At 62.3% G+C, this 23588-nt stretch carries 26 protein-coding genes and 1 tRNA gene; 12 read left to right on the forward strand and 15 right to left on the reverse strand.

Features of this window, described 5'->3' with window-relative positions; translation table 11 throughout:
• Window positions 1-8: 8 nt before the first annotated feature.
• From AC2FM5_RS02510 to AC2FM5_RS02520, 3 genes are all read right to left on the reverse strand, one after another.
• A complete protein-coding gene (locus AC2FM5_RS02510) occupies window positions 9-1358 on the reverse strand; it encodes a DUF2927 domain-containing protein (RefSeq protein ID WP_496733705.1) in 1350 nt (449 codons plus the stop codon).
• On the reverse strand, window positions 1355-1804 hold the full coding sequence (locus tag AC2FM5_RS02515; RefSeq protein ID WP_496733707.1) for a GNAT family N-acetyltransferase: 450 nt from the start codon (window positions 1802-1804) through the stop codon (window positions 1355-1357). The genes AC2FM5_RS02510 and AC2FM5_RS02515 overlap by 4 nt, the downstream gene beginning before the upstream one ends.
• A gap of 124 nt (window positions 1805-1928) precedes the next feature.
• The gene (locus AC2FM5_RS02520; protein WP_093962329.1) at window positions 1929-2774 is read right to left on the reverse strand and encodes an AAA family ATPase; all 846 of its coding nucleotides are present in this window, start codon (window positions 2772-2774) and stop codon (window positions 1929-1931) included.
• Between the two features lie 364 nt (window positions 2775-3138).
• Here AC2FM5_RS02520 and dksA point away from each other — a divergent pair, with 364 nt between their 5' ends.
• Both dksA and AC2FM5_RS02530 read left to right on the forward strand, forming a co-directional pair.
• Window positions 3139-3561 (forward strand): RNA polymerase-binding protein DksA, encoded by a 423-nt coding sequence (dksA, locus tag AC2FM5_RS02525; RefSeq protein ID WP_170358872.1) that lies wholly within the window; start codon window positions 3139-3141, stop codon window positions 3559-3561.
• 71 nt (window positions 3562-3632) lie between these two features.
• Window positions 3633-4784, forward strand: a complete 1152-nt coding sequence (locus tag AC2FM5_RS02530) for an FAD-dependent oxidoreductase (RefSeq protein WP_496733710.1) — start codon at window positions 3633-3635, stop codon at window positions 4782-4784.
• Window positions 4785-4788: 4 nt separating this feature from the next.
• Here AC2FM5_RS02530 and xth read toward each other — a convergent pair whose 3' ends face one another.
• Window positions 4789-5568: an exodeoxyribonuclease III gene (gene xth, locus AC2FM5_RS02535; protein WP_170338208.1), complete on the reverse strand. Its 780-nt coding sequence runs from the start codon at window positions 5566-5568 to the stop codon at window positions 4789-4791.
• Between the two features lie 243 nt (window positions 5569-5811).
• Window positions 5812-6135 (reverse strand): HesB/IscA family protein, encoded by a 324-nt coding sequence (locus AC2FM5_RS02540; RefSeq protein WP_093962326.1) that lies wholly within the window; start codon window positions 6133-6135, stop codon window positions 5812-5814.
• 76 nt (window positions 6136-6211) lie between these two features.
• On the opposite strand from AC2FM5_RS02540, the gene AC2FM5_RS02545 reads away from it, so the two are divergent.
• From AC2FM5_RS02545 to AC2FM5_RS02575, 7 genes are all read left to right on the forward strand, one after another.
• On the forward strand, window positions 6212-7369 hold the full coding sequence (locus tag AC2FM5_RS02545) for a deoxyguanosinetriphosphate triphosphohydrolase (RefSeq protein ID WP_170338720.1): 1158 nt from the start codon (window positions 6212-6214) through the stop codon (window positions 7367-7369).
• Window positions 7370-7464: 95 nt separating this feature from the next.
• Entirely contained in the window at window positions 7465-9210 is a 1746-nt protein-coding gene (gene argS, locus AC2FM5_RS02550; RefSeq protein ID WP_496733713.1) for an arginine--tRNA ligase, read from the forward strand.
• An 88-nt stretch (window positions 9211-9298) separates the two neighbouring features.
• Complete coding sequence (locus AC2FM5_RS02555; RefSeq protein WP_496733715.1) at window positions 9299-10360, forward strand: SPOR domain-containing protein; 1062 nt, start codon at window positions 9299-9301, stop codon at window positions 10358-10360.
• A complete protein-coding gene (gene nagZ / locus AC2FM5_RS02560) occupies window positions 10357-11364 on the forward strand; it encodes a beta-N-acetylhexosaminidase (protein ID WP_496733717.1) in 1008 nt (335 codons plus the stop codon). Before AC2FM5_RS02555 ends, nagZ begins: the two co-directional genes overlap by 4 nt.
• Window positions 11354-12148 carry a segregation and condensation protein A gene (locus tag AC2FM5_RS02565; RefSeq protein ID WP_496733719.1) on the forward strand — a complete coding sequence of 265 codons (795 nt, stop codon included), beginning with the start codon at window positions 11354-11356 and terminating at the stop codon, window positions 12146-12148. The genes nagZ and AC2FM5_RS02565 overlap by 11 nt, the downstream gene beginning before the upstream one ends.
• Window positions 12141-12800 (forward strand): SMC-Scp complex subunit ScpB, encoded by a 660-nt coding sequence (gene scpB, locus AC2FM5_RS02570; RefSeq protein WP_170338220.1) that lies wholly within the window; start codon window positions 12141-12143, stop codon window positions 12798-12800. The genes AC2FM5_RS02565 and scpB overlap by 8 nt, the downstream gene beginning before the upstream one ends.
• Before the next feature lie 63 nt (window positions 12801-12863).
• Window positions 12864-13103, forward strand: coding sequence for a hypothetical protein (locus tag AC2FM5_RS02575; protein WP_093962319.1), 240 nt, complete (start codon window positions 12864-12866; stop codon window positions 13101-13103).
• A 3-nt stretch (window positions 13104-13106) separates the two neighbouring features.
• Here the strand turns inward: AC2FM5_RS02575 and AC2FM5_RS02580 are convergent, their stop codons facing one another.
• The 8 genes from AC2FM5_RS02580 to AC2FM5_RS02615 form a co-directional block, all read right to left on the reverse strand.
• The gene (locus tag AC2FM5_RS02580; RefSeq protein ID WP_170390378.1) at window positions 13107-14186 is read right to left on the reverse strand and encodes a 2'-deoxycytidine 5'-triphosphate deaminase; all 1080 of its coding nucleotides are present in this window, start codon (window positions 14184-14186) and stop codon (window positions 13107-13109) included.
• A 61-nt stretch (window positions 14187-14247) separates the two neighbouring features.
• Window positions 14248-14324, reverse strand: a tRNA-Pro gene (locus tag AC2FM5_RS02585).
• A gap of 61 nt (window positions 14325-14385) precedes the next feature.
• Window positions 14386-15000: a MerR family transcriptional regulator gene (locus AC2FM5_RS02590; protein ID WP_496733722.1), complete on the reverse strand. Its 615-nt coding sequence runs from the start codon at window positions 14998-15000 to the stop codon at window positions 14386-14388.
• 18 nt (window positions 15001-15018) lie between these two features.
• Complete coding sequence (gene ihfA / locus AC2FM5_RS02595) at window positions 15019-15321, reverse strand: integration host factor subunit alpha (protein WP_093962316.1); 303 nt, start codon at window positions 15319-15321, stop codon at window positions 15019-15021.
• 96 nt (window positions 15322-15417) lie between these two features.
• Window positions 15418-16389 carry a beta-ketoacyl-ACP synthase III gene (locus AC2FM5_RS02600; RefSeq protein ID WP_093962315.1) on the reverse strand — a complete coding sequence of 324 codons (972 nt, stop codon included), beginning with the start codon at window positions 16387-16389 and terminating at the stop codon, window positions 15418-15420.
• 23 nt (window positions 16390-16412) lie between these two features.
• Window positions 16413-17498, reverse strand: coding sequence for a phosphate acyltransferase PlsX (plsX, locus tag AC2FM5_RS02605; RefSeq protein WP_170358888.1), 1086 nt, complete (start codon window positions 17496-17498; stop codon window positions 16413-16415).
• Between the two features lie 24 nt (window positions 17499-17522).
• The gene (gene rpmF, locus AC2FM5_RS02610; protein ID WP_093962313.1) at window positions 17523-17729 is read right to left on the reverse strand and encodes a 50S ribosomal protein L32; all 207 of its coding nucleotides are present in this window, start codon (window positions 17727-17729) and stop codon (window positions 17523-17525) included.
• Between the two features lie 205 nt (window positions 17730-17934).
• A complete protein-coding gene (locus tag AC2FM5_RS02615) occupies window positions 17935-18471 on the reverse strand; it encodes a YceD family protein (protein WP_170418420.1) in 537 nt (178 codons plus the stop codon).
• Between the two features lie 83 nt (window positions 18472-18554).
• Between AC2FM5_RS02615 and AC2FM5_RS02620 the strand changes: the two genes are divergently transcribed.
• The 3 genes from AC2FM5_RS02620 to AC2FM5_RS02630 all read left to right on the forward strand — a co-directional run bounded on the left by AC2FM5_RS02620 (window position 18555) and on the right by AC2FM5_RS02630 (window position 21748).
• A complete protein-coding gene (locus tag AC2FM5_RS02620; RefSeq protein ID WP_093962985.1) occupies window positions 18555-19028 on the forward strand; it encodes an outer membrane protein assembly factor BamE in 474 nt (157 codons plus the stop codon).
• A 98-nt stretch (window positions 19029-19126) separates the two neighbouring features.
• The gene (locus AC2FM5_RS02625) at window positions 19127-19867 is read left to right on the forward strand and encodes a GNAT family N-acetyltransferase (RefSeq protein ID WP_170390374.1); all 741 of its coding nucleotides are present in this window, start codon (window positions 19127-19129) and stop codon (window positions 19865-19867) included.
• A 69-nt stretch (window positions 19868-19936) separates the two neighbouring features.
• Window positions 19937-21748 carry an ABC-F family ATP-binding cassette domain-containing protein gene (locus AC2FM5_RS02630; protein ID WP_496733727.1) on the forward strand — a complete coding sequence of 604 codons (1812 nt, stop codon included), beginning with the start codon at window positions 19937-19939 and terminating at the stop codon, window positions 21746-21748.
• A 55-nt stretch (window positions 21749-21803) separates the two neighbouring features.
• Here AC2FM5_RS02630 and AC2FM5_RS02635 read toward each other — a convergent pair whose 3' ends face one another.
• Both AC2FM5_RS02635 and AC2FM5_RS02640 read right to left on the reverse strand, forming a co-directional pair.
• Window positions 21804-22559 (reverse strand): 3-hydroxyacyl-CoA dehydrogenase, encoded by a 756-nt coding sequence (locus AC2FM5_RS02635; protein WP_496733729.1) that lies wholly within the window; start codon window positions 22557-22559, stop codon window positions 21804-21806.
• 76 nt (window positions 22560-22635) lie between these two features.
• Window positions 22636-23586, reverse strand: coding sequence for a GlxA family transcriptional regulator (locus tag AC2FM5_RS02640; RefSeq protein WP_170338740.1), 951 nt, complete (start codon window positions 23584-23586; stop codon window positions 22636-22638).
• Window positions 23587-23588: the final 2 nt, after the last annotated feature.

Raw genomic sequence — 23588 nt, forward strand, 5'->3', positions numbered from 1 at the left:
TTGCGATGTTATGGGGCCCCCAGTGCGACGTCCTGCATCAACGAGCTGACCACCAATTCCGAGCCAAACCCGTAGCGCGCCCACCCCAGACTGTCCAGCCTGACGGAGCGTGCCTGTTCGGGTTTGCCGGCCTGCTTCAAGGCCTCGGCCTTCAGCAGCAGCAGCGTCGCCAACATCGAGGCGTTTTCGGCCCGCGTCATCGTCGCGATGGCCCGGTCGAGGTCCGGCAGGGCTGCGGGGCCGCGCCCTTGGGTCAGGGCATAGGCCGCCGTCTGAACCGAGATATGCGCGCGCTGAAGCTCGGTTCCGGGGGTCGCGCGCAGGTATTGCAGAGCGATGGCATATTCGCGCTGCGCTTCCTCGGGGGCGTCGAATTCACCCAAACGGGCCTTCAGATAATGGGGGTACGCCCGGCGGTGATCGGTCCAACCTTGCTCTCGGCCGATCCGCATCGCGCGGTCGATGGCCCGCATTTGCCGCGGCGAGGCTCGGCCCTTGCCGACCGCCAGTTGCACGGCGTCGATCCATTCACGCGGGGTCTCCGAGATTGGCTGGACGGGCAGATTGGCACCGCGCGGGTTCAGGCGGGCGATGACCCCGGGTATGACCTGGGCCACCTGTTCCCGGGTCATGCCGGTCTGAAGCTCCGGCATATAGGTCGCGCGCAGGATCAGCATGTCGAACCCGGTCAGGACAGTGTGGAAATTATCGTCGTTGAAGACCGAATCCGGCAGGCGGTACATGTCGTTCAGAGGCCCGATCGCCTGTGCAAGTTCTTCGTGAAGGCAATCCCGCATTTCCTGGGGGCTGACATCGTTGGGAATGAAGATCGCCAATCGCTCGCGGCTGCGCAGTGCGCGCCAACTGCTTTTGGTCTTGCGCTTGTCGCGATTGTATTCCTCGAGGCTGGACGCGTTGGGCACGACGAAACACGCGGCCTGCGGCAGCAGCCGCTGGATCTGGCGCTGGGTCACTGCTTCGATCGTGATGTTGGCCTGCCCATCGTTGATCTGGCGGATGTCGATCCGGGCTTCGCGCTGCAGTCTGGTCAGCAGACGCGTCAGGTCGGATTGCATCGTGGGGGCAGGGGCGCCCGTCAGCCGAACTGTGATCGGACCCTCGAACCGCGTGAACACCGGCAGGGCAGTGCCACTTTCCAGCGAGAAATGCAGCTCCACGAAATCCGCCGCGATGTTCGTATTCGACCGGGCCGGCGGGAAAGGACGTGGCGTGCCGAAAGCCTGAGTCACCGGTGCCGCGGCCTCGGTCACCTTGATTTCATCGGGCAACTCAATCCGGTCGACCGAACTGCAGCCGGCAAGGACAAAGCCAAGAAATATGCCAGCAAGACGTTTCATGGACGCCGATACTTGAGGAAAGGCGTCAGTTGGCCGACGCGGTCATAAAGCTGGCGCGCCGTATGGTTGAACTCTTGCGTCAACCAATAGACATCGGGCGCGCCTTTTCGATCGGCTTCGGCATAGACGGCCTCGATCAACGCTCGACCGACACCGGTGCCGCGTACATGCGGGCTGGCATAGAGATCCTGCAGATAGCAGACGTTTTCGATCTTCCAAGCATGGCGGTGAAACAGGAAGTGGGTCAGCCCGATCAGTTCGCCGTCCAACTCGGCCACAAGGCATGAAAAGTCCCGCGGATCATCCCCCAGCAGGCGCGCAAACGTGCTGTCGTAGACCTCGTCGGGCAAGACCGTTTCGTAGAATTCAAGATATGCCCGCCACAACAAGTCCCAGCTCGGCCGGTCTTCGGGCTTGAGGGGGCGAATGCGCGGCGCTTGGGTCAATTCGGGCGGTCCTGCTCTTCAGCGTGCTCGGTGTCGTGTTCTTTGATCTTTGTTGCAGCAATGCTGGCATCAGGCTTGCCGCAAGGCAAGCCGTGATCACCAAGTATTCATGAATGGGCGGGCTTCAGCGCTTGGCGCGCGCCATGAAGGCCAGCCGTTCGAACAGATGCACGTCCTGCTCGTTCTTTAGCAGTGCTCCGTGCAGCTTGGGCAGGGCATTTACCCCGTCGCGTTTCAGGTCCTCGGCATCCAGATCCTCAGCCAGGAGCAGCTTGAGCCAGTCCAGCACCTCGGAGGTCGAGGGTTTTTTCTTCAGCCCCTGCGTCTCGCGAATTTCGTAGAACTGGGTCAGGGCGGTGGTCAGCAACGCCTCTTTGATGCCTGGGTGATGCACTTCGACGATGCGACGCATCGTAGCCTCGTCGGGGAAGCGGATGTAGTGGAAGAAACATCGGCGCAGGAAAGCGTCTGGCAGTTCCTTTTCATTGTTCGAGGTGATGATCACGATTGGGCGGTGTTTGGCCCGGATCGTTTCGCCGGTCTCGTAGACATGGAACTCCATCTTGTCGAGCTCCTGCAGCAGGTCGTTGGGGAACTCGATATCGGCTTTGTCGATCTCGTCGATCAACAGCACGACCTTTTCATCGGCGTCGAAGGCCTGCCACAGCTTGCCTTTGCGGATATAGTTCGAAACGTCGTGCACACGTTCGTCGCCCAGCTGGCTGTCGCGCAGACGGCTGACGGCGTCATATTCGTAAAGACCCTGCTGCGCGCGGGTGGTCGACTTGACGTTCCACTCGATCATCCTGAGACCCAGCGCGCCGGCGACCTGTTTGGCCAGTTCGGTTTTGCCCGTTCCGGGCTCACCCTTGACCAGCAGCGGTCGTTCCAGCGTGACGGCTGCGTTTACGGCAATGGTCAGGTCGTCGGTGGCAACGTATTCGGCTGTGCCTTTGAAACGTGCGGTCATGGGGCCCTCGTATGATGGTCGCAGCAACAGGAGACGGGAACCGGGTTACCTAGGGCGGGGCCGAATGACAAGCCGGGCCGCAGCGTCGCGGGCTGCCAACGACGGGCGCGAGGGACGAATCGCACCGATTCCATCATCCGCTCGCGGGTGTTCTGCCGCAAAATGGTCGTTTCGCTTTCACAGAATGGCAGCGATTTGGTGTCCAAAGTCTCATATTTATACCGGTTCTCATAACGGCGCGTCGGGGTTGCGTTTGGATAGTGACATTCCCCGTCCCGTCAGTTAAACGCTGCGCAGAAGGGGGTGCCAAATGTCAGGCGACACGACCGCAAAAGACGTTTCTGGCCATACCGAGGGAGCCAATATGAAGCAGGAAGTTTTTCTGCCGGAGGACTATCGTCCGGCCGAAGATGAACCTTTCATGAATGAACGCCAGCTTGAGTATTTCCGCCGCAAGCTGCTGAACTGGAAACACGAACTTTTGGCAGGCAGCCGGGACACGATCGAGGGGCTGCAGGACAGCACCCGTAACATTCCCGACGTTGCAGACCGCGCCAGCGAAGAAACCGACCGTGCGCTGGAGCTGCGCACCCGGGACCGTCAGCGCAAACTGGTTGCCAAGATCGACGCGGCTCTGCGCCGGATCGACGAGGGCGAATACGGTTACTGCGAAAAAACCGGCGACCCGATCTCGCTCAAGCGTCTGGATGCGCGTCCGATCGCGACCATGACGCTGGAAGCGCAAGAGCGTCACGAGCGTCGCGAAAAAGTTCACCGCGACGATTGATCGCTGGGTTCTTTCAAAAAAGACATGCGCCGGGGCCTGTGGCTCCGGCCTTTTTGCGTTAGGCCGGTGCCATGAAGATCGACGGTTTGCAAATCTGTGTCATCGGCGGCGGGATCGGCGGCATGGCCGCTGCGCTGGCCTTGCAGCAACGCGGTGCGCGGGTGACCGTGCTCGAGCAGGCCGAGGCCTTGACCGAGGTCGGGGCCGGCCTGCAAATCAGCGCCAACGGCATGGCGGTCCTGCGTGCGCTGGGTGTCGTGGATGATCCCGGTCGGGTCGCACAACTCTCTCACGGCACTGTTCTGCGCGACTATCGGCGGGGCCGCGTCGTTAGTCGCCTTCCGGCACCTTCGGCCGGACCCACGTGGTATTTCCATCGCGCTGACCTTCTGGACGTGTTGCAAAAGGCGGCCGAGCGGGCCGGGGTGTCGATCAGGCTGAATGCCCGCGTCACCAATGTTCGGAAGCATCCAGCCGAAGCCGAGGTTGCGCTGCAGGATGGCACCCGGCTGCGCGCGGAATTCGCCGTTGCAGCGGATGGCGAGCGCAGCGGTATCAGGCCCATCCTGAATGGAACCGAAGCGCCCGCGTTCACGCATCAGGTGGCGTGGCGGGCAACGGTGCCCTGGACCGACCACGAAGCCGAGCCCATGGCATCGCTGACGATGGGCCCCGGGCGTCATGTCGTGACCTATCCGCTGCGAAAGCAGTCCATGTTGAACATCGTGGCGGTAGAAGAGCGGTCCGACTGGCGGGAAGAGGGCTGGCGCCTGCGCGGTGACCCCGAGGACCTGCGGGCCCGTTTTTCCGATTTCGGCGGTCCGGCCGGCGCCGCGCTTGCGCAGGTGCAGGATGTTCACCTGTGGGCTTTGTTTCTGCGCCCCGTGGCACAGAAATGGCAGAATGGTCGCGTTGTCCTTCTGGGGGACGCCGCGCATCCCACATTGCCGTTTATGGCTCAAGGGGCGTGCCTCGCGCTTGAGGATGCTTGGATCCTGGCCCGATCTTTTGACGAACAGTCGGGTGTCCGCCGGGCACTCGAAGCCTATGAAAGCAAGAGGAAAACCCGCGCGCGCAAGGTAGTCGCAGCCGCCGGTGCCAACGCGCGGAACTTTCATTTGCGCGGTCCCGCACGTCTGGCGGCGCAGGCGGCCTTGGCCCTGATCGGTCCGCGCCTGACGCGTCGATACGACTGGATCTACGACTACGATCCGACGGCCTGACGGGTCAGATGTCGAGGTCCACCCAGACAGGGACGTGATCGGACGGTTTTTCATGTCCGCGCACTGCGGCGTCGATCTGGCAATCGCGCATCAGGTCCGCCGCTTGCGGTGTCAGAAGGAAATGGTCAATGCGAATGCCGTCATTCCGGTTCCACGCGCCGGCCTGATAATCCCAAAACGAATAGTGGCCCGGGCCTTGTGTCCGCGCACGGAACGCTTCGGTGAAGCCAAGGTTCAGCACCTTGCGAAACGCCGCGCGGCTTTCCGGCCGAAACAGGGCGTCTTCGCGCCAGGCCTCCGGGCGTTTCGCGTCCTCGGCTTGCGGAATGATGTTGTAGTCCCCGGCCATGAGGGCCGGCTCTTCCGTGGCCAGAAGATCGCGGGCGCGCTCATACAGCCGCTCCATCCACGCAAGCTTGTAGTCGAACTTCGGCCCCGGAGCAGGGTTCCCGTTGGGAAGATAAAGCCCGCAAATCCGCAGCGCCCGCTTGCCGATGACGGTTGCCTCGATCCATCGCGCCTGCTCGTCCTCTTCATCCCCGGGCAGCCCGCGCGAGACGTCTTCCAGCGGATATTTCGAAAGTATCGCCACGCCGTTGAAGCTTTTCTGACCATGGGTTTCGACGTTGTAACCGCGTTCCTCAAAGATCTCGCGCGGAAAGTTTTCGTCGACAGATTTGATTTCCTGCAGCAGGACCACATCGGGCTGGGCTTCGTCCAACCAGCGGGGCAGAGCCTCGGCCCGCGCCTTGATGCCGTTGATGTTGAATGTTGCGATTTTCATCCCGGTCCCTCCGAAGCTCTGCCGAAACCTATCGCCCAGAACGGAGGCCATCACAAGGTGTCAGTCAGGTCTGCCGCGGGTGCCGGGGCGTTCGGGGACGGATGACGCCATGATGAACTGGCCCAGTGGGCGTGGGGCCAAACACGGTCAACCCGCGCCCTAAGGCCTGATCGCGGGACAGCGGGCGCTCCTGCAGATCAAAGAGAAATTCAGAGGACGGGGGCGCAACGCCCCCACGATTGATCACATCGAAAAAGAGGTGCCGCACCCACAGGAAGAGGTTGCGTTGGGGTTGTCGATCACGAACCGGGCGCCGATCAGTTCCTGCGTGAAATCAATCGTCGCATTTTCCAGGAACGGCAAAGAAATTTCGTCGACGACAACCTTCTGGCCCTTGCCTTCCAGCACCAGATCATCGTCCTTGGGCTCGTCCAATGCGATTTCGTACTGAAAGCCTGAACACCCTCCGCCTTCAACGGCGATGCGCAGGGCCTTGCCGTTGTCGGCGGCGCCGATCTCGGCAAGCCTCTCGAAGGCGCGTTCTGTGACTCTCGGAGGCAGATTCATGCCATGCTCCAAAGGTTTATTTCCTCGTTGGTCTACAATATAGAAACCCCGGAGACAGGCGACAAGGACAAGACCATTGGAGCGAGCAGGATTTGCTGCCGATCCGGGCCGGGCGCGCGGGCGGCTGGTGCCAGAGGAAGAAAGCAGTTTCCGGTCGTGCTTTCAACGGGACCGGGACAGGATCATACACGCCAGCGCGTTCCGACGTCTTAAGCACAAGACACAGGTTTTTGTCGAGCATGAGGGCGACAGCTATCGCACGCGCCTGACCCATTCGATCGAGGTGGCGCAGGTCGCGCGCACGATCTCGGGGGCATTGGGGCTGAACCCCGAACTGACCGAGGCCGTGGCCCTGGCGCATGATCTGGGCCACACGCCGTTTGGCCATACCGGCGAGGACGCTCTGCATGCGCTGATGGCGCCCTACGGGGGCTTCGACCACAACGCCCAGGCGATCCGCATCGTCACCAAGCTGGAACAGCATTACGCGGATTTCGACGGGTGCAACCTGACATGGGAATGCCTTGAGGGCATCGCCAAGCACAACGGCCCGGTTACGGGCGAGTTGCCCTGGGCGCTGGCCGAGTGCAATGCCGATTTTGACCTTGAACTGCACACCCATGCCAGCGCGGAGGCGCAGGTTGCGGCACTGTCCGACGACATCGCCTACAACAATCATGACCTGTTCGACGGTCTGCGGGCCGGACTTTTTACCGACGACGAAATCGCCCAATTGCCGATTGTCCGGGAGTGTTATGCCGAGGTGGATCGCAAGTATCCCGGGTTGGATTTCTACCGGCGTCGTCACGAGGCGCTGAGGCGGGTGTTCGGCGTGATGGTTTCGGATGTAATCGACACCTCGCGCGAGGTTTTGGAGAGATCGGGCGCGCAAACAGTCGAAGATGTTCGTCACCTCGGGGCTCCTGTTATCCGCTTCTCGGATGATCTTTGGGCGCAGCTCAACGATATCCGGGCGTTTCTGTTCACCCGCATGTACCGGGCGCCCAGCGTCATGGAGGTGCGCGCCAAGGTCAGTCGCGTAGTCGAGGAGCTGTTCCCGATCTATCTGAGCGACCCGCGCCAGATGCCTCGGCATTGGCATTCGGATATCGAAGCGGCGCCGGACGAGACCGCGCTGGCCCGGATCGTATCAGACTATATTGCGGGCATGACCGATCGGTTTGCCTTGCAGGATCATGCCCGTCTGACCGGCACGCAGCCCCCGCAGGTTTAGGGCTGCATGCTGCGAATGCTGGTTTGGACCGCTTGCCCGCATTGACCTTGCCGCCTTGCGTGGTAAACCGCTGCGCAAGCAAAAGGACATCCGAAATGAACCTGTTCTCCGAGATCCGCGGCCTTGTTCTGGACGCGCTGACGCAGATGCAGTCCGAAGGCGCGCTGCCCGAGGGGCTGAGCTTTGACAACGTTGCGGTCGAACCCCCGCGCGACGCCGCCCATGGAGACATGGCGACCAATGCCGCGATGGTGTTGGCCAAGCCGGCCAAGATGAAGCCGCGTGACATTGCCGATGCGCTGGCCGCGAAACTGGCCGCCGATGAGCGGATCACGAGTGCCGAGGTTGCAGGTCCGGGCTTTCTCAACCTGCGGCTCGCTCCGTCGGTCTGGCAGGGCGTTCTGGGTGCGGTGTTGGAACAGGGCACGGACTATGGTCGCTCGACCATGGGGCAGGGGTTGAAGGTGAACGTGGAATACGTCTCGGCCAACCCCACGGGACCGCTGCATGTGGGCCACACGCGTGGCGCGGTGTTCGGCGACGCGCTGGCCAGCCTGTTGGCCTATTCCGGCCATGACGTGACCCGCGAATATTACATCAACGATGGCGGCTCGCAGGTCGATGTTCTGGCCCGGTCCGCGTTCGAGCGGTACCGCGAGGCCAACGGCCTGAGCCCGGAGATCGCCGAAGGCCTGTACCCGGGCGACTACCTGATACCGATCGGCGAGGCGTTGAAGGAAAAATACGGCGACAGCTTGCTGGACAAGCCTGAAAGCGAATGGCTGGCCGAGGTCCGCGTTTTCGCAACCGATGCGATGATGGATCTGATCCGCGCCGATCTGAAGGCGCTGGGCGTCGAGATGGACGTGTTCTTCTCGGAGAAGTCGCTGTACGGAACCGGCAAGATCGAGGCCGCACTGAAGTCGCTCAGCGACAAGGGTCTTATCTATGAAGGCGTTCTTGAGCCGCCCAAGGGCAAAACCCCCGAAGACTGGGAACCCCGCGAGCAGACCCTGTTCAAGTCCACCGCGCATGGCGACGATGTGGATCGCCCTGTCAAGAAATCCGACGGCAGCTGGACTTATTTTGCCCCGGACATCGCTTATCACTACGACAAGGTGAGCCGCGGATTCGACGCGCTGATCGACGTGTTCGGCGCAGATCACGGTGGTTACGTCAAGCGGATGAAGGCCGCCGTTTCGGCCCTGTCAGACGGCAAGGTGCCGCTGGACATCAAGCTGACCCAGTTGGTGAAACTGTGGAAAAACGGTGAGCCGTTCAAGATGTCTAAGCGGGCCGGCAATTTCGTCACGCTACGTGATGTGGTTGACCAGGTCGGCCCGGACGTGACCCGGTTCGTGATGCTGACCCGCAAGAACGATGCGCCGCTTGACTTCGATTTCGACAAGGTGCTTGAGCAGAGCCGCGAGAACCCCGTGTTCTACGTGCAATACGCCCATGCCCGGGTCATGAGCGTGCTGCGCCGGGCCGCCGAAGCGGGCATTGCCGCGGACGATGCAACCCTCAAAGCTGCTGATCTGAGCAAGATCGACCACGCGGCCGAGTTGGTTGTTGCCAAAAAGCTGGCCGAATGGCCACGGCTGGTCGAGATCGCTGCGCGTACCAATGAACCACATCGGGTTGCCTTCTATCTGTATGAACTTGCAGGGGATTTCCACGCATTGTGGAACAAGGGCAACGAAGAAATGTCGCTGCGCTTCCTGCAAGATGGTGACGCGGCAACAAGCCAGGCAAAAATCGCGCTGGCCCGGGCCGTTTCTGTTGTGATTTCAGCAGGCTTGGGTATTCTTGGTGTCACGCCGGCGCAGGAGATGCGGTAACCAACACTGCCCGAACCGCCGGCCCGAGGTAGGCAAGAAATGACCCGCGCGCCCCAATTTCAGGCGCGAAACGGGCAGTGAGGCGGATATGACCAGTTACGATTTCTCGGGGCAGACCAGCCCCGAGCACGCGCATTACTCGAATCAGTTCCACCCCGAAGATGGGTATGAATTTCCCGACGACATGATGGACCAGGCTGAGGGTGTGCCGGCGGGCGCGGCCCTCGGGCGGGTCGTCAACCTGCTGGGTGCTGCCGCGTCTCTGGCGCTTGTCGCTGGCGTCGCGATCTGGGGGTACAAGCTGGTCATGCGCGATGTGAGCGGCGTACCGGTCGTACGCGCGGCCGAGGGGCCGATGCGGGTGCAGCCGGAAACTCCCGGGGGCACACCCGCCGATCACCAGGGTCTTGCGGTCAATGCAGTTGCGGCGGTTGGAACCGCGGCGCCTCCGGCCGACCGGCTGATCCTTGCGCCGCGCCCCGTTTCCCTGACGGATGAAGACGTGGCGATGGGCGAGCTGAAGCCGACCCCCGCCGTGCATGTTGTCGAACAAGAAATCTCGAACCAGGAAGCGGCCGAACTGCGTCAAGGCGCAGTTGACGCCGTGGTGGCCGAACTGTCCGGCGCGCCTGCCGTTGAGACACCGCAGACCGAAGCGGGTGTGCAGCTTGCATCCCTGAACTTGGCCGATGACGAGCCAGCCATTGATCCGGCCGATCTCGCCGCTCAGTTGCCGGATCCCGAAATCGCGGCCCTGCCGGGCGTGCGCCGGTCCCTGCGTCCGATCCGCCGCCCGGCGCGCGCGGCTTCCGCTGTGCGCCCTGCGGTCAACGAAGACGCGATCAACGCCGCGGTCAAGGCTGCTGTAGGGTTGGATGTCGACCCGAACACCTTGACCAAGGGTACCCGGCTGGCGCAGCTGGGTGCGTTTGAAAGCCCCGAGGTCGCGCAGGCCGAATGGGACAGGCTGTATCGTCGGTTTGGCGAATATATGGATGGAAAGCAGAGGGTTATCCAGAAAACCTCAAGCGGAGGCCGCACGTTTTACCGTCTGCGGGTCCTGGGGTTCGATGACCTGAGCGACTCGCGCCAGTTCTGCGCCGCCCTTGTCGCACAGGACGCTGACTGTATCCCGGTTGCCGTGCGGTGAGGTTTGGCGCCACGATCACGGATGCGGCCGGGCTGCGATTGACACCCGAAGAAAAGGCCTTGTTTCGCCAAATGAACCCGTTCGGGTTCATTCTGTTTGCCCGCAACATCGAAACCGCGGATCAGGTCCGTGCCTTGTGTGGCGACTTTCGCGAGGCTGTCGGCCGAAACTGTCCGATCACCATCGATCAAGAAGGCGGACGGGTCCAACGTTTGCGCGCGCCACTTGCCCGGCAATGGATGCCCCCATTGGATCATGCGGAACGTGCCGGCGACCATGCCGAGCGGGCCATGTACCTGCGGCACCGCCTGATCGCGCATGAACTGTATTCCATGGGGATCGACAGCAACTGCGCACCGATGGTGGATCTGGCGCGTCCAGACACCCACGCGTTTTTGCGCAACCGGTGCTACGGTGGCGATGCTGCAACGGTCGCAAAAATCGGCCGGGCCGTTGCGCAGGGTCATTTGGACGGTGGCGTGTTGCCCATCGTCAAGCATATTCCCGGCCACGGGCGGGCGACCTTGGACAGCCATTTCGATCTGCCACACGTCAATGCGCCGTTGGTCGATCTGTTGCAGACCGATTTTGCCCCGTTTCGCGCCTTGAACGACCTGCCGATGGGCATGACAGCCCATTTGGTCTTTGAGCAGCTCGATGAACGACCGGCAACGATCTCTCCGCAGATGATGGCTGTGATCCGGGATCAGATCGGGTTTGATGGCCTGATCATGACCGACGACATCTCGATGAAGGCGCTCAGCGGGTCTTTGGCCGACCTGTCACGTCAGGCGCTGGCCGCAGGATGCGATGTTGTGCTGCACTGCAACGGCTCGCTTGCCGACAGGGCGACGGTCATGGAAGCTGCGGGCGAGATGTCCGAGGCGGCACAAGCCCGCGCAGACAAGGCGCTGGCACAGCGGCAATCGCCCAAGGAACTTGACATCCGTGCCGCCGAGACGGAACTATCCCGTCTGATGGGCGGGCAGGTATATGACGGATAACCTTTTCAGCGAAGACCCGGTTTCGGTCGCCGATCGGCTGGCCGCCGAGGCGCTGATCGTGGACGTCGACGGGTTTGAAGGCCCGCTGGACGTGCTGCTGACCCTGTCGCGGACGCAAAAGGTCGATCTGCGCAAGATCTCGGTTCTGGCGCTGGCGCAACAATATCTGGCCTTTGTCGAACGGGCCCGCGCCCTCCGGATCGAACTGGCCGCCGACTACCTGGTGATGGCCGCGTGGCTGGCCTTTCTGAAATCCCGGCTGCTGCTGCCGCCCGACCCCGATGAAGAGGGGCCGACGGGCGAGGAACTGGCCGCTCACCTGGCCTTTCAGCTGGAACGCCTGCAGGCGATGCGCGACGCGGCCGCCCGCCTGATGGCGCGCGACCAGTTGGGGCGCGATTTCTTCAGCCGCGGGCAGGGCGAGGATGTCACCCGCATCCGCACGGTCACCTATTCCGCCACCTTGCTGGACTTGATGCAGGGCTATGCCCGCATCCGCACCCGCGACGAGTTCCGGCCCTTCGTGATGGACCGCGACGCCGTTTTCACGATGGAGCAGGCGCTGGAACGGATGCGCCCGCTGATCGGATTTGCCGGAACCTGGACCGACATGGAAACTTACCTGCCCGACGGATGGGACGTTGACCCGGTGCGGCGGCGCTCGGCCACGGCGGCGACGTTTGCGGCCTCGCTGGAACTGGTCAAGGAAGGACATATGGAGATCAAGCAAAGCGAGACCTTTGCTCCGATCCAACTGCGCAGAAGGACCGACAAACGTGACTGACGCCCCCGAAGACGACGGCACCGGCACCCTGTTCGAAGCGCCTCCGCTGGCTGAGCAGGAGCGTATGGTCGAGGCGGTACTGTTCGCCAGCGCTGAGCCGGTGACAGTGGCCGATCTTGAGGCGCGGATGCCGCATGGCTGCGACGCCGCGCAAGCGCTGGAACTGCTGCAGAAACGTTATGAAGGGCGCGGGGTCCGCGTGGTCAAAGTGGGTGAGGCGTGGGCCATCCGCACGGCCCCCGATCTGGGCTTCCTGATGCAGAAGGAAACGGTCGAGACCCGCAAGCTGAGCCGCGCCGCCATCGAGACCCTGGCGATCGTGGCCTATCATCAGCCCTGCACCCGCGCCGAGATCGAAGAAATCCGCGGCGTGTCCGTGTCGCGGGGCACCATCGACCAGCTGCTGGAGATGGAGTGGATCCGGCTGGGCCGTCGCCGCATGACGCCGGGCCGTCCGGTGACCTTTGTCGTAACGCCTCAATTCCTGGACCATTTCGGTCTGGAAAGCGCGCGTGACTTGCCGGGCCTTAAGGAACTGCGCGCTGCTGGCTTGCTGGAAAACCGGCCGCCGCCGGGTGCGATGCCGATCGGCGAGGCCAACGAAGATGAAACGGGTGACGAAGATCAGTCTGAACTGTTCGAGGAAGATTGATTGCGTCGCCCATTTGTCGGCGCATATCGCCGTTAGGTTCGGCGCAGAGGAACGGAGACCGAAATGAACGCAAACCGCATCATCGACATGATCGTTCGGCAAGTCATGCGCAGGCTGGTCACGCGCGGTGTCGACAAAGGTTTTGACCTTGCCGATCGTGCGACCCGCAAGCCGGGCCAACAGAGCCAGGCGCGCGATCCTCAGACCGACCGGCGCATGGCGCAAAGTGCAGGCGGACAGAGCCCGAGCATGAAACAGGCCAAGCAGCTGACCCGCCAGATGCGGCGGTTCATGCGGTTCTGAGGTTTACTGTGCGGACTTGAAATGCTTCGATAATTTCAGGCCCTGGCCCTGATAGTTCGAAGCAATTCCTGCGCCGTACAGCTGTGTCGGCATCTCGGCCATACGCTCATAGACCAGCCGCCCGACGACCTGTCCATGCTCCAGTACGAAGGGCGCTTCGTGACAGCGAACTTCCAGAACTCCACGTGACCCGGCGCCTCCGGCTTCGGCATGACCGAAGCCCGGATCGAAAAAGCCCGCGTAGTGCACCCGGAATTCGCCCACCATCGCCAGATAGGGCGCCATTTCGGCCGCGTACATCGGTGGGATGTGAACTGCCTCTCGGCTGACCAGGATATAGAATGCGCCCGGATCCAGAATGATCCGCCCGTCCTTGGTACGCACCTCTTCCCAGTATTCCTGTGGGTCGTATTCGCCGATCCGGTCAAGGTCGATCACGCCGGTATGCGGTTTCGCGCGATAGCCAACAAGGTCAGTGTTGGGCAGGCGCAGGTCGACCGAAAACCCCAGACCGTCCTGAATGACGGCCGGACCATCGACCAATGGTGATTCCGCATGCAGAGCGGTCAGGTCTGCATCGGACAAAACCGCCTGGCCTTGCCGGAAACGGATCTGGTTCAGCCGCATGCCCGGACGCACCAGAACAGAAAAGGACCGCGGGCAGATTTCGGCGTAGAGGGGCCCCGAATAGCCTGCGGGCACCCGGTCGAACTCGGTTCCGCCGTCGGTGATGGTACGGGTCAGAAGGTCCAGACGCCCGGTCGAGCTTTTGGCGTTGGCGACAGCGGTCACGTCACCGGGCAGGGACAACGCTTCCATCAGGGGCACAAGGTAGACGCAACCTTTTTCGAGAACGGCGCCGTCGGTGATGTCGATCCGGTGCATTTCGAACTCGGCCAGCCGTTCGGACACCGAACGGCTTTCGCCCGCCAGAAATGACGCACGGACGCGGTAAGCAACTGTTCCCAAACGAAGATCAAGGCTGGCGGGCTGGATCTGAGCGGGCAGAATGGCCGGCTCGGCGGAGATCTCACCGCGCGCGATCATCGCCTCGATTTGCTGGTTCGGGCATACACCTGTCATTCCGATCCCCCCTGGTGCCAGAGCGGGATCTGGCCTGTCTGCCATAAACGTCGGTGTGATTTGGTCGGGCTAGCAGGACTCGAACCTGCGACCTTCCGTCCCCCAGACGGACGCGCTACCAGGCTGCGCCATAGCCCGACGTTGGGCTGTTCATAATGATTTTCCCGGCAGGGGCAAGAGGAAAACATTGCCTTTCTTCTTATCCCGCCTTTTGACCTTCGACCCGGCTGAGCCATGCCCTGAGGTCCCTCGCGATCGGAGCGATCTGGCGCAGCGCCTCAGCGTCAAAATCCGTAGTCTGCCAAGCTTTGGAGGCGATGCCGCCGAACAGCGGGGCAGGGCTGATGCCATCGTCCCCGTTGACCGCAGTGGGCGCGGGCGCCGGCTCGGGGTCTGGGGAACTGGGTGTTTCCTGAGGCTCTGGCGATCCGGGACAATCAGTGCCGGCCTGCAGATCGAGGTCGATTTGCTGACCGGTCGATTTGGGCGGAAAGGACACCACCACGTCCTGTGGCGTCTGTGGTGATTCTGCGCTGACATCGATGTCGGGTGACAGCGCCGCCACATGGGCCACGCCCTGTTCCCTCAGAATGCGTTGAACGCCTTTTATCGTGATGCCGTCCTCGTGCAGCAGCTTCTTGATGCCGCCCAGCAGGCGCATGTCGTTGGGGCGGTAGTAACGGCGACCGCCAGCCCGCTTGACTGGTTTGACCTGTGCAAACCGGCTTTCCCAGAATCGCAGGACATGGGCCTGAACACCGAGCCAATCCGCAACTTCACTGATGGTGCGAAACGCGTCGGGTGACTTGCTCATATCCTCCTGGCCCCGGGTTTACTTGCGATTCCCGGCGGCGACGCGATCCTTCATCAGATGCGACGGGCGGAAAGTCAGCACGCGGCGCGGCTGGATCGGAACCTCTTCACCGGTTTTCGGGTTGCGTCCAATACGGGCTGATTTGTCACGAACGCTGAAAGTGCCGAAGGACGAAATCTTGACCTGTTCGCCACGCACCAGCGCGTCCGACATGTGGTTCAGAATGCTTTCGACAAGCTGTGCACTTTCGTTGCGTGACAGCCCAACTTCGCGAAACACGGCTTCGCTCAGATCCATTCGCGTCAGTGTATTATCGCCCATGACATTTCCCCTATTGATTTTCGAGCATAGGGGTAGCGCAAATTCGCTGTCAATATCAATGAATTGCGGGCGGCTCTGTAAGCCGGATTGCGCCGGTTACCAGCGCAGGACCACCGAGCCCCATGCCAAACCGCCGCCAATCGCCTCGGTCACGATCAAATCACCTTGCTTGATCTGGCCCCGTTCCTTGCCCACCGACAGGGCCAGGGGAATCGAGGCGGCCGATGTGTTTCCGTGGTCCTGAACGGTCACCACAACGTGATCCATGGGCAGGCCCATCTTCTTTGCGGTGCCCTGAATGATGCGGATATTGGCCTGATGCGGCACGATCCAGTCGACGTCCTGGCTGTTCAGTCCAGCGCGTTCCAGGGCAGTTTCTGCCGTGGCGGTGAGCTTTTCGACCGCATGGCGGAACACCTGGTTGCCCTGCATCCGAAGATGGCCCGTCGATTGCGTCGACACCCCGCCGTCCACGTACAGAAGGTCCTTGTAACGTCCATCCGAATGCAGATCCGTGGACAGGATACCTCGATCATCGCTTGTTCCGGCACCGTCCTGCGCCTCGAGCACGAGAGCACCGGCCCCATCCCCGAACAACACGCAAGTCGATCTGTCGGTCCAGTCCATGATCCGCGAAAAAGTTTCGGCGCCGATCACCAGCACCCGCTTGGCCTGACCCGAAAGGATCAGGGCGTTGGCGTTGCTCAGCGCAAACACGAAACCGGCGCAGACGGCCTGAACATCAAAGGCAAACCCCCGGGTCATGCCCAGATTGGCTTGAACCATGGTTGCGGCCGACGGGAACGTCAGATCCGCGGTCGAGGTCGCCAGTACGATTGCGTCAATGTCATCAGCTGTAAGGCCGGCGTCCTGCAAAGCGGCTTTGGCCGCATAGGTTGCCAGATCGGACGTGGTTTCATCTTCGGCCGCAAAGTGCCGACGTTCGATACCGGAACGGGTGCGAATCCATTCATCGGTCGTATCAAGCGTCTTTTCGAATTCGGAGTTCGGAACCACCCGCTTGGGCAGGTAATGCCCGACACCTACAACGACTGAACGGCCTGCCATCTGGGGTACTGCCTTCTTTGTTCTTATTTGGTCTGCAGCGCAGATTGCGCTGCATCTTGTTCAAGCTCAGCCGTGGATGCAACCCGTGCTGCCAATTTTTCCGCAAAGCCGGACTTGGCCAGGGTGAAAGCCAGCTTGATCGCGGCAGACACGCCGGTGGCGTCGGCGCCTCCGTGGGATTTGATGACAGTGCCGTTCAGGCCAAGAAAGACCCCGCCGTTGACGCGGCGCGGGTCGATGCGTTTCTTCAATCGCTGCAGAGAGGTGATGGCCAGAACCGAGGCCAGGCGAGATAGGGGCGAATACTTGAAGGCCTCGCGGAGCAGGTCACCGATCAGGCTGGCCGTGCCTTCTCCGGTCTTGATGGCGACGTTTCCGGTAAACCCATCCGTAACAATGACATCCGCCTTGTCGCCTGGAATGTCGCTGCCTTCCACGAAGCCCACGAAATCAAAGTTTGCCTGATCCGCGAATTCGGTGATCAGGGCATGGGCTTCCTTGAGTTCGGCGCGGCCTTTGTGCTCTTCGGTGCCGACGTTCAGCAGTCCGATACGCGGGCGGGTCAGTTCCATGCCGTTGCGCGCATAAGAAGCGCCCATCAGTGCAAACTGCAGCAGATCCTTGGCGTCGGCCCGCACATCCGCGCCCACGTCCAGCATGACGTTGAAACCCTGAGGGTTGCGGGATGGCCACAGAATCGCGATGGCGGGGCGGTTTACCCCGGGCAGTTTGCGCAGTCGCATCATCGACAGCGCCATCAGCGCGCCGGTATTGCCGCAGGACACGGCACCATGGGCCTCGCCCTGACGCACCGATTCCAGCGCCGACCACATCGAGGTGTTCTTGCCGCTGCGCACCACCTGGCTGGGCTTGTCCTGCATCGTGACCACGTCCGGGCAATCACGAAAAACGACGCGTCCGTCGAGGACACGCCGTTTCGATACAAGCTTGCTCAGCACATCTTCCGGGCCGTGCAGAAGAAATCCGATCTCGGGGTTCTTCTTCGCTGACTTCGCGATTCCAGCCACGACCACGCCGGGACCTGAATCCCCGCCCATTGCGTCAACCGAGATGATGATCTTTCCGGTCTGCGTGGGCTGCGCTGTCATGCCAGAACCTGCGTTCAATCAGGCTTAGGCCGCGTCTTCGTCCAGGTCGATGTCGTCGGCCTGAGCGACGACTTCACGATCGTCATAGTGGCCGCAGGCTGCGCAAACGTGGTGCGGGCGCTTCAGCTCGCCGCAGTTCGCGCATTCGTTCGGGTTTGCAGCAACCAGAGCGTCGTGTGCGCGGCGGTTGTTGCGACGCGACTTGGAAACTTTGTTCTGTTGGACGGCCATGGTCTCAACCTTTGTCTACTAAGGGCCAGCAGATTCGCTGCAGGCCGGGTTTCATTCTTCGTTTTCTCGTGGTGTGACGTGCGTTTAGGGAACAAGCCCCGCGATGTCCAACCCAAATTCCGATGAGCGCGCGAAAATACTGCGATTCTCGACATGTTCAAGCGATTTTTCTGAGCGCCTGCTATGACAGGAAATCGATCCCCTGTCACTCGTCTTTTTTCAGTGCGTCACGCAGGGACGCCAGCCCGGCAAAGGGTTTGGCATCGTCGTCGGTCATCGCCTGTTTGCCCGGTTCGGTATAGTTCGCGTCGCCCAAATGTGCACCGTCTTTCCGGGGGTATTGGGGCAACGCAAGGGACAATGCCTCGCGCATCACCTGGTCCAGATCGATTTCCGGGCCCAAGGCTTCGGTCTCGTCATCTTCGGGCATTTCGAATTCGGGTTCGTCGGGTTCGGTCCAATTGGCCAGGAAAACGCGCCGTACCGGGGCCTCGATCCGGGTCGTGACCGGGTCCAGCGTCACCACGCAGGGCTGTATGACGGTTGCGCCCAGCTTGGCGGTCAACACCCAATCACGCTTGCCCTTCGCGCGCAGCTCGCCGACAAAACTCAGCTTGCGCAGCCCGAGCAGGCCCAACGCATCACGAATTTCTTCGAGTTGCCGGGCAAGGGGGCGCAATTCGAACGCGGTCGGGCTGTTTTGCGGCAGATCGGCGACGCGCAATGTTGAGAGGTCGGACATTGTGACCCTTTCCTGTGTTGAACCGGGGCATGGGTTTCTGTAATCGGATAGAAGCCGCAAGGGACCAAGGCAAGAGGGTGAACATGTTGAAAGTACTGAACAGGCTGAAACCGGCGTCCAGGGCGGTTGCCTGCACGCTTGTTCTGGCCACCGCTGTTGCCTGTACCCCGGTCTACAAGAAACACGGCTATATCCCCACCCCGGAAGAGCTGGCCGAGATCAAGGTTGGCGTCGATACCCGCGACACGGTTCTGGAAAAGGCTGGCGCGCCCAGCTCGTCAGGTGTGTTGAAGGATTCGGGTTTCTATTATGTGGCGTCGCGCGTTCGCCACTATGGCCCCAAACGCCCCGAGGTCGTCTCGCGCGAATTGGTGGCGATCAGCTTTGACCAGCGTGGCGTCGTCCGCAATATCGAGAAATTCGGTCTCGAAGACGGCTATGTCATCGTGCTGGATCGCCGTGTGACGGACTCCAGTGTTCAGGACAAAGGCTTCCTGCGGCAGCTGCTGGGCAACATCGGCCAATTCAGCCCGTCGAACATCCCGGGGGCCAGCTAATTTCCGGCCGCCGGTTGAAAGCTTCACACGGCGGTCACACTATTGGTGCATGGGATCAGGCAGATCGCAATCGGTGAGAAACCGTGGAGGATGCGACCATGGCCGATGATATTTTGCTGGACAAGGGCCGCTACCGCGCGCGCCTGGCGCGGTGTCCCGAGGACGTGCGGGCGGCCAAGAATCTTCGTACTCTTGCATTCCGAACAGCCGAGACGGATCAGGACGACTTCGACGTTTCCTGCGCCCATGTTCTGGTCGAGGATTCGCAGGCAGGCGGCCAGTTAGTCTGCTGTTTCCGGATGCTGGTCATGGACAGCGGCAGAGAAATCAGCCGCAGCTATTCGGCCCAGTTCTATGACCTTTCCGCTTTGCAAAGCTTTGATGGGCGCATGGTGGAAATGGGGCGGTTCTGCATCCATCCCGATTGGACGGATCCAGATATCCTGAGGGTGGCCTGGGGCGCGATGACGGCCTTCGTCGACCGCAACGGCGTCCAGTTGCTGTTTGGATGCTCGTCCTTCGCAGGGACTGAGACCGCGGAATACCTGGATGCCTTCGCGATGCTCAAACATCGCCACCTTGCGCCCAAACGCTGGTTGCCGCGGGTCAAGGCGCCGGACGTGTTTCGCTTTGCCGCGCGGCTGCGGCGACGCCCGGATGCCAAAAAGGCCATGCTGCGAATGCCGCCGCTGCTGCGCACCTATCTGATGATGGGCGGTTGGGTCAGCGACCATGCGGTGGTGGATCGCCAGTTGAACACGCTGCATGTGTTCACCGGCGTCGAGATCGGTGCGATTCCCGCGGCGCGGAAACGCCTCTTGCGGATGATCGCGGGCTGAAGCCGCGCTGCTGCCAAAAGGTGTGGCTGGGGCGTTGACGCCCAATGCCTGCCGGTTTAGCTGGCGCGTATGGCACGTATTCCTTTGTTGCAGATGTCCGGTATCTCGTTGACCTTCGGGGGCGAGCCGGTGTTTTCCGACCTGGATCTGGTGGTTCAGCCCGGCGACCGCGTTGCGCTGGTCGGGCGGAACGGCTCGGGCAAATCCACCCTGATGAAGGTCATGGCCGGTCTGGTCGAGCCGGACCGGGGCGACATTGTGATACCGCCCGGCAAATCCGTCGGCTACATGGAGCAGGACCCGACGATGGAGGGTTTTGCCACGCTGGGCGACTATGCGGCCAGCGGGCTTGAACCCGGCGAGCTGTACAAGGTGGAACGGGCCGGGGAAGGGTTGAAATTCGACCCCTCGCGCGCGGTTCAGACCGCCTCGGGCGGTGAAAGGCGGCGCGCAGCGCTGGCCAAGCTGATGGCCGAGGCCCCCGACCTGATGCTGCTGGACGAGCCGACCAACCATCTGGACATCGAGGCCATCGGCTGGCTTGAACGTGAACTGGGCGCGACACGGGCGGCCTTCGTCCTGATCTCGCATGACCGCGCGTTCTTGCGGGCGCTGACCCGGGCAACACTGTGGATCGACCGCGGTGAGGTGCGCCGGCAGGAGCAGGGGTTCGAGGCATTCGAGGCCTGGCGCGACAAGATCTGGGAAGAGGAAGATCAGCAACGCCACAAGCTGGACCGGCTGATCAAATCCGAGGGGCGTTGGGCAGTCGAGGGGATCAGCGCTCGCCGCAAGCGCAACCAAGGCCGGGTGCGAGCGCTGCAGGCCCTGCGGGCCGAACGCGCGGCGCAGATCAAGCGTCAGGGCTCGGCGGCCATGTCTTTGGAGTCCGGTCCGAAATCGGGGCGCAAGGTGATCGAGGCGCGCGGCGTCAGCAAGGCGTTCGACGGCAAGCCGATCGTGCGCAACCTGGACCTGCTGGTGCAGCGCGGCGACCGGGTGGCCTTTGTCGGGCCGAACGGTGTAGGCAAGACCACCGTTCTGAAGATGCTGCTGGGCGAGGTCGCGCCGGATGAAGGCAGCGTGAGCCTGGGCACCAATCTGGAAATCGCGGTCTTCGACCAGACCCGCGCGCAGCTGGACCACGAGATGACCCTGTGGGACAGCCTGACCGGCGACCCCGAGATGCGCGTCTCGGGCAATGCCGATCAGGTGATGGTGCGCGGCCAGCCCAAGCATGTCGTGGGTTACCTCAAGGAATTCCTGTTCGACGAGCGGCAGGCACGAGCGGCCGTCAAGTCCTTGTCGGGCGGGGAAAAAGCGCGGTTGCTGCTGGCGAAGCTGATGGCGAAACCGTCGAACCTGCTGGTGCTGGACGAACCGACCAACGACCTGGATGTCGAGACGCTGGACCTGTTGCAGGAGTTGCTGGACGACTATGACGGCACCGTGCTGCTGGTCAGCCATGACCGCGATTTCCTGGATCGTGTGGCGACCACGACCATCGCCATGGAGGGCAACGGCCGCGCGACGGTCTATGCAGGCGGCTGGTCGGACTATGTCGCGCAGCGCGGCGATATGGTCGAGAAAAAGACTGAGAAATCAAAAGAGAACAAGCCGAAGGTCAAGCAGGAAGCCAAGCCGAAAGCCGGCCTGTCCTTTTCCGAAAAGCACCGGCTCGAGAAGCTGCCCGCCGAGATCGCGCGGCTGGAAGCCGAGATCGCCAAGCTGGAGGAGCTGATGTCGGACCCCGAGCTGTTCACCCGCGAGCCGGTGAAGTTCCAGAAGGCGACCGAAGCCCTTGTCGAGCGGCAGGAGAAGCTGGCCGCCGCCGAGGAGGAATGGCTGGAACTGGAAGAAAAGGCCGAGGCCGGGGCCTAGCCAGGCTCGACCCGAGGCGCGGGCAGATCGGCTCTGCCCACGCCATGCGGTCATGTCAGCGCATGCGCAGGGCGCCGTCGATGCGGATGACCTCGCCGTTCAGATAGCCCATCTCGACGATGAATCCGGCCAGCCGGCCATATTCGCGCGGGTCGCCCAAACGGGCGGGGTTGGGCACGTCGGCGGCCAACTGCTGCTGCACCTCTTCGGGCAGGCCGGCCAGCATCGGGGTCATGAAGATGCCGGGCGCGATGGTCATGACCCGGATCCCGGTCGAGGCCAGGTCGCGCGCCATCGGCAGGGTCATGCCCACGACACCGCCCTTGGACGCCGCATAGGCCGCCTGACCTTTCTGTCCGTCAAACGCGGCAATCGAGGCGGTGTTGATGATCACGCCACGCGCGCCATCCGACTCGGGCGCGTTCTTGGCCATCTCGGCGGCGGCCAGACGCGACACGTTGAAGGTGCCCACCAGGTTGATGTCGATTGTGCGCTGAAAGGAGTCCAGCGGATGCGGGCCGTCCTTGCCGACGGTTTTGATGCCAAAGGCGATGCCGGCACAGTTCACGCAGGCGGTGATCTTGCCCATCTTCTCCATCGCCAGCGCAATGGCCGCGGCGACCGAGTTCTCGTCCGTCACGTCGGTCTGGGCGAAATGTCCGCCGATCTCGGTCGCGACCTGCGCGCCATGCTCGGCATCGCGGTCGAGGATGGTGACCTGCGCGCCGTTCTCGGCAAAGTAACGGGCGGTGGCCTCTCCGAGGCCCGAGGCGCCGCCGGTGATGACGGCAGCGGTGGTGGACAATTGCATGGCGGGCTCCTCCCCAGTGATCTGAACGTTCGTTCAAATAATCCGAGATGGCACGTCCTGTCCAGTCGGCAGTGACTCAGTCCAGCCGGCTGCGCTGCTGCATCGGGGTGACGCCGAAGGCGGCGCGGTACACGCGTGAAAAATGGCCCGGGCTTTCAAAGCCGCAGGCAAAGGCCACGTCGGTGACCGAGGATTCGGTCTGCAACAACAGGTTGCGCGCGCGGTCCAGCCGCAGTTCCATAAAGTATTTCTTGGGCGAGGCGTTGAGGTATTTGCCGAAGAGCCGTTCCAGCTGGCGGGTCGAGATGCCGATCTGTTCGGCGATCACCGCCGGCGAGATCGGGTCGTTGATGCGGTCGGCCATGATCTGGATCGCCTTGGCCAGATGCGCGTTGCGCATGCCGTTGCGCGATTGCAGCGACACACGCTGATCGGCGGTCGCGTTGCGCACGGCGTTGTAGACCATCTGGTCGGCCACCGCGATCGACAGGTCCTGCCCGTGGTCGCGCTCGATCAGGTGCAGCATCAGGTCGGCCGTTGCGGTGCCGCCCGAGGCGGTCATGTGCTTTTCATCGGCCACGAAGACGCTGCGCACCAGATTCACGTCCGGGAAAGCCTCCATGAAGGCGTCGTGATATTCCCAATGGATCGCCGCCTGCATCCCGTTCAGGAACCCGGCCTCGGCCAGCAGCCACGCACCCGAACACAGCGCCCCGATGGCCGTGCCGCGCGCCCGTTCGCGGCGCAGCGCGGCCAGCAGGGGTCGGCTGACGTGATCGCGCATGTGAATGCCCGACAAAACAAAGATCTGGTCGCATTTCGGCAGGTCCGCCAACCCGCCATGCACCAGTGTCACGGACCCGTTCGAACACACCGCCTGCGCGCCGTCCTCCGAGGCGAAGGACCAGCGGTACAGTTCCTCGCCGCTGACCCAGTTGGCGATCCGCAGCGGCTCGACCGCGCAGGAGAAGGCCAGGTGCGAGAACTCGGGAACGAGGATGAAACAGAAATGTTGCGGGCGGGTCATGC

The organism is Ruegeria sp. BHSA162 (genome assembly GCF_059613385.1).